The organism is Psychrobacillus soli, from assembly GCF_006861775.1.
In the GTDB taxonomy this organism is placed as follows: Bacteria; Bacillota; Bacilli; order Bacillales_A; family Planococcaceae; genus Psychrobacillus; species Psychrobacillus soli.
In genome coordinates this window covers 29,733-42,403 of sequence record NZ_VDGG01000021.1, presented here as the reverse complement: position 1 = coordinate 42,403, position 12,671 = coordinate 29,733, and the positions used below count along the sequence as shown (strand labels likewise).

Annotated in this window: 13 protein-coding genes and 1 riboswitch; of the genes, 5 read left to right on the top strand and 8 right to left on the bottom strand. The window is 37.5% G+C overall.

The window, feature by feature from the left end; genetic code table 11:
• Window positions 1-65: 65 nt before the first annotated feature.
• The gene (locus FG383_RS11605; protein WP_142607553.1) at window positions 66-935 is read right to left on the bottom strand and encodes a BsuPI-related putative proteinase inhibitor; all 870 of its coding nucleotides are present in this window, start codon (window positions 933-935) and stop codon (window positions 66-68) included.
• Between the two features lie 225 nt (window positions 936-1,160).
• On the opposite strand from FG383_RS11605, the gene FG383_RS11600 reads away from it, so the two are divergent.
• Both FG383_RS11600 and FG383_RS11595 read left to right on the top strand, forming a co-directional pair.
• A complete protein-coding gene (locus FG383_RS11600) occupies window positions 1,161-1,853 on the top strand; it encodes a response regulator transcription factor (RefSeq protein WP_142607552.1) in 693 nt (230 codons plus the stop codon).
• Window positions 1,854-1,994: 141 nt separating this feature from the next.
• A complete protein-coding gene (locus tag FG383_RS11595; protein WP_142607551.1) occupies window positions 1,995-4,181 on the top strand; it encodes a histidine kinase dimerization/phospho-acceptor domain-containing protein in 2,187 nt (728 codons plus the stop codon).
• A 218-nt stretch (window positions 4,182-4,399) separates the two neighbouring features.
• Here FG383_RS11595 and FG383_RS11590 read toward each other — a convergent pair whose 3' ends face one another.
• The 7 genes from FG383_RS11590 to FG383_RS11560 all read right to left on the bottom strand — a co-directional run bounded on the left by FG383_RS11590 (window position 4,400) and on the right by FG383_RS11560 (window position 9,526).
• Entirely contained in the window at window positions 4,400-5,326 is a 927-nt protein-coding gene (locus tag FG383_RS11590; protein ID WP_246096976.1) for a nuclease-related domain-containing protein, read from the bottom strand.
• A 319-nt stretch (window positions 5,327-5,645) separates the two neighbouring features.
• Entirely contained in the window at window positions 5,646-5,936 is a 291-nt protein-coding gene (locus tag FG383_RS11585; RefSeq protein WP_142607549.1) for a hypothetical protein, read from the bottom strand.
• A gap of 59 nt (window positions 5,937-5,995) precedes the next feature.
• Window positions 5,996-6,637, bottom strand: coding sequence for a response regulator transcription factor (locus FG383_RS11580; protein WP_142607548.1), 642 nt, complete (start codon window positions 6,635-6,637; stop codon window positions 5,996-5,998).
• Complete coding sequence (locus FG383_RS11575) at window positions 6,612-7,700, bottom strand: sensor histidine kinase (RefSeq protein WP_142607547.1); 1,089 nt, start codon at window positions 7,698-7,700, stop codon at window positions 6,612-6,614. Before FG383_RS11575 ends, FG383_RS11580 begins: the two co-directional genes overlap by 26 nt.
• A complete protein-coding gene (gene liaF / locus FG383_RS11570) occupies window positions 7,697-8,398 on the bottom strand; it encodes a cell wall-active antibiotics response protein LiaF (protein ID WP_142607546.1) in 702 nt (233 codons plus the stop codon). Before liaF ends, FG383_RS11575 begins: the two co-directional genes overlap by 4 nt.
• 122 nt (window positions 8,399-8,520) lie before the next feature.
• Entirely contained in the window at window positions 8,521-9,159 is a 639-nt protein-coding gene (locus FG383_RS11565; RefSeq protein ID WP_142607545.1) for a PspA/IM30 family protein, read from the bottom strand.
• Window positions 9,160-9,172: 13 nt separating this feature from the next.
• A complete protein-coding gene (locus tag FG383_RS11560; protein ID WP_142607544.1) occupies window positions 9,173-9,526 on the bottom strand; it encodes a lmo0954 family membrane protein in 354 nt (117 codons plus the stop codon).
• A 262-nt stretch (window positions 9,527-9,788) separates the two neighbouring features.
• On the opposite strand from FG383_RS11560, the gene FG383_RS11555 reads away from it, so the two are divergent.
• The 3 genes from FG383_RS11555 to FG383_RS11545 are packed head-to-tail and all read left to right on the top strand — an operon-like array spanning window position 9,789 to window position 12,316.
• Entirely contained in the window at window positions 9,789-10,877 is a 1,089-nt protein-coding gene (locus FG383_RS11555) for a metallophosphoesterase (RefSeq protein ID WP_142607543.1), read from the top strand.
• Window positions 10,877-11,479, top strand: coding sequence for a DedA family protein (locus FG383_RS11550; RefSeq protein WP_142607542.1), 603 nt, complete (start codon window positions 10,877-10,879; stop codon window positions 11,477-11,479). The genes FG383_RS11555 and FG383_RS11550 overlap by 1 nt, the downstream gene beginning before the upstream one ends.
• A gap of 9 nt (window positions 11,480-11,488) precedes the next feature.
• The gene (locus tag FG383_RS11545; protein WP_142607541.1) at window positions 11,489-12,316 is read left to right on the top strand and encodes an undecaprenyl-diphosphate phosphatase; all 828 of its coding nucleotides are present in this window, start codon (window positions 11,489-11,491) and stop codon (window positions 12,314-12,316) included.
• 148 nt (window positions 12,317-12,464) lie between these two features.
• Window positions 12,465-12,643: riboswitch (cobalamin riboswitch) on the top strand.
• Window positions 12,644-12,671: the final 28 nt, after the last annotated feature.

Here is a 12,671-nt window from a genome sequence, read left to right as displayed (position 1 = left end):
CTTTGCTATATATATCTAAGTGTATATGTTAAAGGCATTTCGGGCTAGGATTATAAAAGAATATTTTAGTTAGGTGAATGAGTATAGACTTGATCTCGTGTAAATGGCTCTGACACAACGAGATGTGCAAGTGTAACTGGAGATTTACCTTCCTTTTCAAAATAAATTTCTTCTACCTCGGGAAAGTTATCGAAATAGGAACGTACAATCGTTCCGATGAACATGTTCTCCCCAGCACTTCCTTGTACATTACTTAATCCACTGTCCATATTTAATATTAGCTTCGTGTTATTATTCTCCAAACGATAATCAATTAATCCAACTTCCAGCACCATAATCTTATCAAAAATTTGACGGACTATATCATCTGAAGGATCAATGGTTATTTCATATGGTTCTACATACTCGGCATTCGCATCCGCTTGATAGACGGTAATTGTTTCCGTTGATACAGTGCTTCCTGGTTCTTCATTTCCAGCCCACTTATAAGCTGTCTGTTCTTTTTGTTCACTTAATTCATTAGAAGTAGACCACGCAATGAGCGTATAAGAACCAGCAGGTACTTCTGCTAACTCGGTTTGTAGCTCAAGTGGTATGACTATTTCTTCATTTGGCTTTAGTACTTTTTCTTGAAGCATTAAGACAAACGTTTTATTGGCTGAATACGTATAAACAATATTATTTTCATTGTCTAAAAGTTGATATTCAATTTCCTGTCCACTTGGATATATTAAGCTCTTCTCGGCTTCTGTGTCATTTTTAATCGTAAAAGTGGCATTGCCGTCCTCATTTACTTCTAATTTAGTTAAAATAGTTTTGTCTTCCTGCGGTTGCGGGTCTCCTCCACCTGTAGTCGGATCTCCATTACTTGTTCCACAGCTCGCTAGGAGCAAGATGATGAAAATCGAAAATAGGCCCCAAATAAGTTTTTTCATGGAATCACTCCTTTATAGGATTAGACTGTTTACCTCGTAGAAAGTTACATGCTCATCATTTTCCTTTTTTCTTAAGAAATTCTTCATAATTATCCTTCTGAAATGTTAAGAAATGAACGGTACAATAAGAAACATAAGAAGAAAAAGGAAGGCATCCTAAGTACGCCACATCCTGTGGCAACGGATGCATGACCCGCATCGTGCGGGCCCACGGGAGGTAAGCAGATGACGCAGTTTACAGTATTAGTGACTGATGATGACCAAGATATTCGTGATGGTATCGAAATTTACTTGAAAAATGAAGGCTACAACGTGTTGAAAGCCGGAGATGGACTAGAAGCTTTGCAATTAATAGAAGAAAATGAAGTACATGTCATTGTATTAGATATTATGATGCCAAAAATGGACGGGATAGCAGCGACATTTAAAATAAGAGAGCAAAAAAATATCCCAATAATTATGCTGAGTGCGAAAGCAGAGGATTCGGATAAAATTCATGGATTATCCGTTGGAGCAGATGATTATGTAACGAAACCTTTCCATCCAATGGAGCTAGTGGCACGTGTGAAGTCACAACTTAGACGCTATACGAAGCTTGGCACTTACCAAGGGCAGAAAGCGGTTATTGAAGTAGATGGACTCGTGTTAAACAAAGAAGCAAAAGAACTTACTGTTGAAGGGGAATCGGTGAAACTTACTCCAATTGAATTCAAAATAACAGAGCTACTCATGGTGAACGCAGGGCGAGTTTTCTCCATTAATGAAATATACGAGCGTGTGTGGCATGAACCAGCCTACAACGCAGAGAACATCGTAGCAGTGCATATTCGAAAAATACGCGAAAAAATAGAAGCAGATCCGAAAAACCCAAGATATGTGAAGGTGGTGTGGGGAGTTGGCTATAAAATCGACAAGTAAATGGAGCTTACTACTGTCAATTTTAGCAATTGCGTGCGGCATCATTTGTCTAACCTACTGTCTAGCGAACTGGATGCCACTAATCGAAATTAAAGAAAGTTTTGTTCAAATTATACGAAATATGAAAGGGGGAGTTGCAGGATGAAGCATGCAATAGGAAGAAATACATTACTTAGCACGTTGGCGGTAATCGCCATATTAGGGCTGTTTATACTAATCGAACAAGGACGAAACTTTATCGGTACAAGCTATTTCGATAGTGATGATTTTGGGTGGCAGCTATCTGAATTCGAATCATCCATAGTCCCACTACTTTTAGCACCGCCAGATAAAGAAGAAGTGAAGAAAAAAATTACGGTGACACCAGAGGAAATAGAGGAATACCGCTATAGATATGGGGACCTAGAGAGCCAATTAGATTCCATCAGAAATCAATATCAAAGTGAGACAGGGGAAGTAACAACAGAAACAGCGACAGAGGAAGTACAAGAAGGTGCATCTGAAGAAGTAAGGACAGTGCAAACACCGGACGAGGCTAAACTTGCAGAACGTGACAAAAAGTTAGCGGATATCACGAAAAACTTCACAGATGATAGCTATGTAGAACAAAAGATTCGAGCAGAAAAAGAAGCGCAGGTAGATGCTTATTACAAAGCCATCGAACATGCAAAAAATGATTTATTAAGTCAAAAAGAGGACTTTGTATATGACTTAAAAAATGTCGAAACAGGAGAGCGCTTTACGAACGGAGAAATAAGCTCCAAAAACGCTTTTAAAAAGGAGTATTCCACTAAGTATGGACATTTAAGAGAGCGCACTGTTTATCAACAAGTGGATGATAGCTGGCTAGTAACTGATATGATGGGAAATCCATTTGCACGTTTTGAAGGAACCATTGCTATTCCGGAATCGAGTATTTTAAGTGGACATAGAGCTTCTGAATATCAATACTTTTTAACAAACCAACGCAAGTTTTATGGAGTAGTCGTAGCAGGAATTTTAGCGGCGGTTGCATTTATTTTATTATGGAGAAAAAATAGCGAAACGTTTCGACATAAAAGCAAGGAAGAAAAATATCGTCAGTTGCCGATCGATGTAAAATTAGCATTTTTCCTAATAAGTATTTTGTTGGCTATTACTACCACGACAAGTTTAGTGGGATTTGTTTTATATAATGATTATGACATGCAAGTATTTACTTTTATTTTTGCAATAATTTTTACAGCGTTCACGCTATATCAATGGAAGTGGATGCGCGCAGGTTTTGGTACAGTAGATTGGAAAAATAGCCTTACTTATAGCTGGGGAAGATCATTACAAGGGTTTTTCTTGAAACAGTCTATCGGGCTTCAAACGCTCATCATGTTAATCGTTGTGTTTTTCTGGGGCGTTGGAACGTTACTTGTACTCATGCTACCAGTGGCATTAATCGTGTGGATACCAGCAACTTTATTAATAGGAATCCCAGTACTTGTTGTTCTAATGTCCAGAATGTCGTATTTAAACCGTATCTTCGTGAAGACAGAGGAAATGGCGAAAGGTGTTATTGGAAATGAAGTTGAAATAAAAGGGAAGTCAGCAATTGCTGAGCATGCGGAGCGTTTAAATGAAATACGCAACCTAATCAAATCTTCTCATTCTGAGCAAGCAAAAAGTGAACGTTTAAAAACGGAGCTTATCACAAACGTCAGTCATGATCTTCGCACGCCATTAACATCTATCATTACGTATACAGATTTGTTGAAAAATCCAAGTATAACAGATGAAGAGCGAGCATCTTATATTGCAATTTTGGATAAAAAATCGATGCGTTTAAAAACACTGATCGAGGATTTATTCGAAGTGTCGAAAATGGCATCGGGCAATATCGAATTAGATAAAAGAAAGGTCGATTTAACGCAATTACTGCAACAGGCTATAGCTGAACACCAAGAGGAAATTGATAAATCTGGGCTAGAATATCGAGTGGCAATCGGTATAAAACCAATCATGTCTTATGTCGATGGACAAAAATGGTGGAGAGTACTTGATAACTTAATCATCAATACGTTGAAGTATGCACTGGCAAACACAAGAGTGTATATCAACTTGGATCTAGTCGATGGAGAAGCGGTTTTCGTTATCAAAAATATTGCGAAGTATGAATTAGGAAATGATGTGAATGAATTAACCGAGCGATTCAAACGAGCAGACACATCGCGCCACACAGACGGCTCCGGACTAGGTCTGGCAATAGCGCAATCGATCGTCGATTTACACGGCGGCAGTTTACGAATGGAAGTAGATGGAGATTTGTTTAAAGTAACCGTGAAAATTGCAGTGATTTAACAAGAGCGGGGAATCCAATGGAGGATTTCCTGCTTTTTTATGGGGTGTTTGGTGGTTAGTTGGAAAAAAAGAGCGTTTAGTTGGAATGTTGGAGCATTTAGTTGGAATTTTTCATAGTTTAGTTGGAAAAAAACACACTTTAGTTGGAAAACGCAAATTTCACAAAAAAAGGGCCACTGTTCGTTTTTAACAGTGGCTCTATTCTTTAATAGAAATAGTTATTCTTGTAGCTCCGATAACGCTTTGGTTTTTTGCATGATGTAATAACGAGATTTATGATGATTGACGGGATGAAGAGCCATTTTGTTTAGCAGGTAGTTTGCTGCAAACTTGTCTTTGAGTTCGAGAAAGTAGACGCATTCACTATTGGAAATAGTATCTTTGACAAGGTAGAACCAATCTTCAATAGCTTGTTGTTGCATTATCTTTTTAGGTGTATTGCAATTTATGCAGTTTCTTTGGTTGTTTATTTTGACATGACAGTTTGGGCAAAATAATCCTATTTTTATGTGAGAAAGTTCTAATGGATAGACTTTGGCTAATGGCTTAGGGATGAATTCATTCGATCTCGATAATAGATTAGTAAGTGATTGATGAAATTTTTGAGTTGAAATAGCATCAGGGAGTTGGTTGTATTCTTCGATATGGTGGGAAATATCGCAGCCCATCGTAATGTTGGCATACTGTGGGGGAAGTACAACATGTGTTTTAGAATAGGCAAGCACTATGAGACTTTTTATTGGGATGTTCACTTTGTATTGTTGCAATAGAAGTTTCAGTTTTTGTACATGTCGTTTTAATTGCTGTTCGGGGCATTTCAATGGCGTCGTTTCGCCGTCGATTTCTCGAATTAATTGGTTGGGATTTCGTTGGAAGTATATTTTGCCACGGATATTTTTAATTTCTAATATTGCGAAGTATTTTTTGGTTAGAATAAGCGTGTCGATTTGAAGGTAATTATTTTCATCTATTTGGATGTGGAGATCTTTCAAAATAGCATAATGCTTCGGAAAGTTTACTTGTTTGAGAAAGTTGTCGACGTAGCTTTCTCCGCTATATCCAGCTTCGATGGCTCGAATCTTTTTTTCTATTTCGAGATAAAGGCTTTGGTTCTTAGATATACGGTGTAGCAAACGTTTATACACTTGAACAGTTTTGGGTAATATTCGTGGATTATCTACGAGAATTCCTCCTTTTAGACAAAATAGTATTGTATATTGTATTGAAAATACCATTTCATTAGAAAATAAGCAAGGTGTAAATACTTAGTTGGAAAAACAAGAGTTTTAGTTGGAATTTTGGAGCATTTAGTTGGAATTTTTCATAGTTTAGTTGGAAAAAACGAGCGTTTAGTTGGAAAACTGTCATTCAACCCAGAAAACCTTATGGGCATAAAAAATACCCATAAAAAACAGAGGAAAAGCTAGCAAAAACAAAAAAGAGAACTCCCCATCATGCAGCAGGTCATCCTCTTTTATGTCTATAACGGTTTCTGGATTCATCTTTTTCTTTCTTTAACTCTTCCATTTGGCCTAACAATTGATCGAGCTTATTTTGAATGTCAGTAATTTGTTGTTGCTGATCTTGCGCTGCCTTCTCAACTTCCTTAAAATCACGATTTGCTTCATACAACGCAATACCTGTTCCGATGGTATCTACAACATATCCAATCGAAAGAATGACAGATGCTATAAACCCAACAGTTAAGCCAAAGTTAGGTGGTAATCCATCATCATTCGGTTCGTCAGGTCTCATATATGCTAACATCCTTTTCTTCGTCTTTTCATTAGCATATGACAAATATCCATTATCGGTTATTTTTTCGGTGTAACAAGCTGATGTTCAAATGCATAAATAACCGCTTGCGTTCGGTCACTTACTTCCAGTTTCGATAAAATATTACTAACATGCGTTTTCGCTGTTTTTAATGCGATAAAAAGGGTGTCCGCAATGTCTTGATTTGTTTTTCCTTCCGCCATAAGGAGCAATACTTCAACTTCACGGTCCGTTAAATCTTCATGCAATGCATGTTCAGAACCTTGGCGCATGCGCTTCATCATTTTATTCGTTACTTCAGGTTCTAGAACGGCATCACCACTAAGTGTTTTACGAATGGAGTCGGCTATATGGGATGCTTTGGACGTCTTCAGCAAATAACTGATTGCACCGGCTTCAAGCGCGGGATATACTTTATCGTCATCGATAAAGCTTGTGACAATCATTACTTTTGCTTCCGGCCACTTTTGTACGATTTCACGTGTCGCTTCTGCACCATTCATAATGGGCATGACCATATCCATTAAAATGATATCCGGTTTATGCTGGAGTGCCATTTCTACTGCTTCTTGCCCGTTTACTGCTTCTGCGACAACATCCATATCAGGCTGCGCTTGTAAATAAGCAGATACGCCAATTCGAACCATTTCATGATCATCCGCTAATAATATTCGAATCATTTTCTATCTCCTTTTCACGGTTCGTTTCCGTCAGTATTTCACTTTTCTCAATCGGTAATTTCACTTCAACAATCGTCCCTTGAGAAGGAACCGAAACGACTTTGCAAGTAGCACCAATTTCGACTGCTCGTTCTTTTACATTTTCCAAGCCGTACGAGCCTGTTTTTGCATCTGTCAATTCAAATCCAACACCATTATCTTGTACTCTGAAAATAGCAAGACCATCACGTTCAACAAACAATATATCGACCTCTGTAGCTTTTGCATGACGCAACGTGTTTGACAGAGTTTCTTGCGCAATGCGGAATAAATGATCTTCTGCTCCTTTTGGTAGCACCACTTCTTCTAATCGGTAACGTATAGTAAAAAAGACTTTTTGTTGTAGCTCGACTAAAAGCTCTTCCATACCTTGTTTCAATGATTTATCATGCAATGCTGCTGGACGAAGATGGAGAAGTAATGCCCGCATTTCGAGCTGGGCTTGTTGTACAATTTTTTCCGTTTGCATTAATGTTTTGGAGGCTTTTCCGTGCTGCGATTCCTCTATTTCTACCATTGTAGAAAGAAGCATCGATGCCGCAAATAATTGTTGTGAAACTGAATCATGCAATTCTCGTGCTAGTCTTTGTCTTTCTTGGATGATTCGTTCTTGAATAAGCTTATCTTGTGCTTCTGCTTTTTCATTTGTAATTCGTTGTAATGTTTTTCGTTGCGTTAATATAAGTTGTTCTAATTGAGTAGCTGTAACATGTAGTCGCTTGGAATACATATACTTTTTCTTGTTAGGAACATAAGTTTCTGCTTCTAATAGTGGTCGTAAGCTGGATTCGATTTTTTTTTCTTGGTCTCGTACCTTTTGGAGTGTATTTAATGAAAAACTAAAACTCATAAATGCTAAAACAATAATAATCCAAACTCCAAGAGGTATTTCCGCATACGTATTCTCCAGTAAAGACCACCACATTAAATCGTTTGGCCAACCCCAAACGACATATAAAAGAAGTGCTGCGAGTGCCAGTAAAATAATAAATATAGAAAATCCTTGCCCTAGAAATATCTTCATTTGCGAATCACCTCGATATCCCCAATCCAAGTAGATACAGTGATCACTAACTCTGCAGCATATGTCACACCATCCAAATAACCATCCTTTAATACGATTGATTGGTTCCATAAGCGCTGAGCGCCACGTCCGAAAATATTCGCCTCTCCAATAATGGTTGCATAATGGAGTCGCACAGGAATTTCATACGGCACATAAATGACCACTTTTCCGAGCGTTTGGCGAATAGAAATAAAAGAAGTGCCTTTCGGTAAAACTGTTTCCGTTACATCAATCACATGCTCCCCGTAAAAACCTTGTACATGAACATCCTGCCATTCATATGCTTGAAAAGGAGTCGTCTGAGCGGAAAATAACTTATTCTGAATGATACTATTTGGCGTTTCTTCATATACATTCCCAAATGGGCGCACTACGTTACGAATCGGTTCATTTTTCCATAGTTTATAAAGGATGTACAACATAATAGCCATCAATAAAAGTCGTAAACTCCACATAGAAAAAACAGCAATAAGCAGAAAGATAACCCCAGACCAAAATAAAAAACGACGTTGTTTACGAAGGCTAAAGTAGATCATTCCAATGCCAAGAAGGGCTAATACAATACTACCGTTTCCAAAAACTGTAGCCTCAATGAACATAAGAAAAACAAAACAGATGAGAATAAAGGCAAGCTTGTTCGTTTGGTTTTCCTTCATAACGTTTCCCCCCTTTTTACAAACAGTAAGATACAGACTTAAGACGTTAAGTACATAGCTTATTGTTCGTTATGATATAGAGAAAGGAGAAGATTACTTCTCCTCCAATCATTATCTATAGTTTACACAATTTCCTGCTTAGTTTGTGCGTTTTTTTCTAACATTACTAAACGTTGCTCCATTGAAGTTACTTCATGTTCTTTTTCAATCTTTTGTCCTAGGCGTTCAATATAATGTTCCATCTCTTGGAAAGTGCCGAAGTTTTTTTCTTTTTGTTCCGGTTGTAGCACGCGATCCATTTGGTGATGTGCACGTGTGACATTTTCTTTGCCCATTAATTGTAATTGGCGAACTTTCATGTCTTTAATCTTGTGCTTCATCTCTTCGTATTTACGTTCTAAACCGAAAAGTTCTTCTGTCGTTTGTAAAATACTATTTTTTAGTACAGCGGTTCTTTCGCTATAAGCATCTACTTCTGCTTGTGCAAAAGCAACTAAATCTTCTTCACCGCTTGCAGTTGCAAGCTCTACTTGAGAGCTTCGTTTTTCTACCATTTGAGTAGTTTCTTCCAGTTCTTTTTCAAGCTGTTGTTTTAATTGGCCTTGGCGTTCTAACCATTTACCAGTTTGCTCTGTTTGTTTTTCTGCTTCACGAATGTATTGGTTTAGCATTGCGATTGGGTTTTTTTCTTCTTTTTTATCGAATAGTTTGTGTAAATCTGCCTCTACTGAATATTTGAATCGATTCCATAATGATGTCATGTTTGTTTCCTCCTTATTTTGAAAGTTCGTTCCATTGTTTTTCGAAATTGACAAATGGGTCATCTGATTTTACTACTGGTTTGGAAAAGCTTACGGATTCGTTATTCCACTTTTTAACTACGTACCAGACACCTACGATTGCTAAAATTCCGAAGAAACCAGGTACGTTCACTACCGCAGAGATTAATCCTAGAATACCAACGCTTGCCCAAAAGATTTTTAAAAAAGTAGATTCACTCTTTAAATAGAAGTGCATTCCTGCGAATACGATTAACGCTGACACACCTAATCCTAATAGGGAACCTAAGTTAGCAAGAGCTACGATTCCTGCAGTAATACCGAGTACTAATAAACCAAATTTTTTCATGTGAGTGTTCCTCCTCTCGTTTGTAGTTATAGCTTACCAATTCCACGAACTTCTCCAAACGGGCTTAGAATTGATTTTCGTATCGGTCTAGAGACTTAGTAGTAGTTAGATCAATCACGCCTTGGAGTGATTGAGTCCAAATTTTGAATTACAATTAACTCCTTTCAAAATTTGTGACATCCGCCGGAGGCTTAACTTGCTTACGCAGAAGCAAGTTGGAATCTGTTATACTAATGAAAAATACATAAAATGGAGAGCAAAAATGAAGAGAGTGGGCGCTATTGTACTAGCAATTGTTGTTTATACTGCCATTGTGTTTTATTTTGGTTGGTGTGTTTTCACATGGTTGGAAGTATTCTTACCAGTGAATAAGGTGATTTTCTCCATTGTATGGACACTCATTGGATATGCCTTATTTATCGCAAGAATCGACCACCGATTACGGTTATTTCATATAGTAGGCTCCTACTGGATGATTATTATGCAATATGGAATTATCCTTTTTCCAATAGCGACTATTTGCACGTGGATTTTCCCGTCACAACTAATAGTTATTGGTTCGATAGTTCTTTTGCTATTTATAATAAGTATTGTCGTAGGTTCGTACAATGCCTACACGCCAGTCGTTCGCGAGCTATCGATTACATTGCCAAAAAAAGATTCGAAGTTGGAAGAGTTAAAAGTAGTAGTTGCTTCTGATTTCCATCTTGGTTTATTATCCAATAAGGCGCATTTACAACGTTTTGTGAAAAAATCGAATGAACAGCAACCAGATGTCGTATTATTAGTAGGGGATTTAGTGGATGACGATCCGATTTGGTTTGTGAAAAAAGGGATGTCCGAAGTGATGAAACAACTTACTTCTACGTATGGTAATTACGGGGTACTTGGAAATCATGAGTACTATGGCAAGAAAATTCCCTTACTAGTAGAGGAGATGGATGCGTCTAATGTGCAAATGCTATTAGATGAAACTATTTTAGTAGCGGATTCGTTCTATTTAACTGGTAGGGAAGACTTGACGAATAAAGAAAGAAAGCAACTTTCAGAGCTAGTTCCACTTAAACAGAATCTTCCTTGGTTTGTGATGGATCATACGCCTTCGAATTTATTCATTCCAGAAAAAGAAGGAGTCGATTTTCATGTATCTGGACATACACATCGAGGACAGATGTGGCCAAACCATCTTTTTACACGGAAATTATTTGAACTCGATTATGGATATAAGCAAAAAGGAAGCTTGCATGCAATCGTATCATCCGGTTTTGGTTTTTGGGGACCACCAATTCGTTTAGGGAGTCAATCAGAATTTTGGATAGTAAACATTAAGTTAGAGGACGTGGGAGTATAATGGAAGCATGGATTGCAGACTGGATGAACCAGTTTGGATACCTGGGTGTATTTTTATTAATATTAGTAGAAAATATTTTCCCACCAATTCCTTCAGAAGTAATTTTAACACTCGGAGGATTTATGACGACAACAACATTGATGACCAAGTTTGGTATAATTGTTGCGTCGACTGCTGGTTCGGTTAGTGGAGCAGCTATTTTATATTGGATCGGTACACTGTTAGATGTAGAGCGTTTAGAGAAAATAGTGCAGAAGTATGGGAAGTTTTTACGACTGACGATTAAAGATATTCATAAAGCAGACGCTTGGTTCGACAAGTATGGAGTGTGGGCGGTATTTTTCGGGAGACTAGTTCCGCTTGTTAGAAGTCTAATATCCATTCCAGCTGGTATGTCGAATATGAAGTTTAGCTTGTTTTTATTGTTCACCACGCTTGGAACACTTATTTGGAATACGGTTTTAGTTTCAGTTGGAGCAGCAGTCGGTGAGAATTGGGATGAAATTGTAGGGTATATGGATATTTACTCCAATATTGTGTATGCTATTTTAGCAATTGTAGGTATCGCATTTCTTGTTTGGTATTTTAAAAAACGTGACTAAGGAGATCTTATGGAATTTCTAGAATTATTAAGAGCATTAATATTAGGGTTTGTTGAAGGTATGACGGAGTTTGCACCTGTTTCTTCCACTGGTCATATGATTATTGTGGATGATATGTGGCTGAAAACAGAGAGCTTTTTAGGAATGTATTCTGCAAATACGTTTAAGATTGTCGTACAATTGGGGTCGATTTTAGCTGTAGTCGTTGTTATGTGGAAACGTTTATTTAGTCTAGTAGGATTGTATAAAATAGATAGTGAACAATCGAGTAAACAGTTTAATTTGTTGCATGTAATTGTTGGGATGCTTCCTGCAGTTATTTTAGGATTCGCGCTTAAAGATTTTATCGACGATAATTTATTTGGTGTAAAAACAGTTATATTTAGTCTTGTAGCAGGATCTATATTAATGATAATTGCAGATAAGCTCGGACCCAAAAAGCCGAAAATCGTTAGTCTGGACCAAATTACATATGCACAAGCATTTAAAGTAGGATTGGTTCAATGTCTATCATTATGGCCAGGTTTCTCCCGTTCAGGTGCAACGATTTCTGGTGGTGTTTTGTTTGGAATGAGTCATAAAACAGCAGCAGATTTTACATTCATCATGGCTGTGCCAATTATGGCTGGAGCAAGCTTAGTGTCCGTACTGAAAAACTGGGAACATATTAGTATGGATGATATGGGATTTTATGTAGTAGGTTTTATAAGTGCATTTGTATTCGCTCTAATTTCGATCAAATTTTTCTTAAAGCTTATTTCACGTATTAAACTAATGCCGTTTGCTATTTATCGTTTAGTGTTAGCGGCAGTGTTAGCAATTATCGTTTTTATGTAATGAAAAGAGGTGGACATTTGTAGATGTCCATCTTTTTATTTGATCAAATAACTGTTAAAATGATTCTTTTGATGCAATTGATTCTTTCCACTGTACAAGCCTAAACACAATATGTTAGGCTATATAAAGAAATGAAACACTATATGTAGTATGTGAGCGATAATTAGGTACCTTTATGGATTAAAAGGGAATTCGGTAAAATACCGAAGCTGTCCCCGCAACTGTAAATGTGGACGACTGTTGAAATAACCACTGCGAGCAATCGTGGGAAGGACAGCAGGAGGATGAAGCATGAGCCAGTAGACCTGCCTTTTTATCGTACAAAGCAACACTTTCTTCGGGGGTTGAGAGGTGG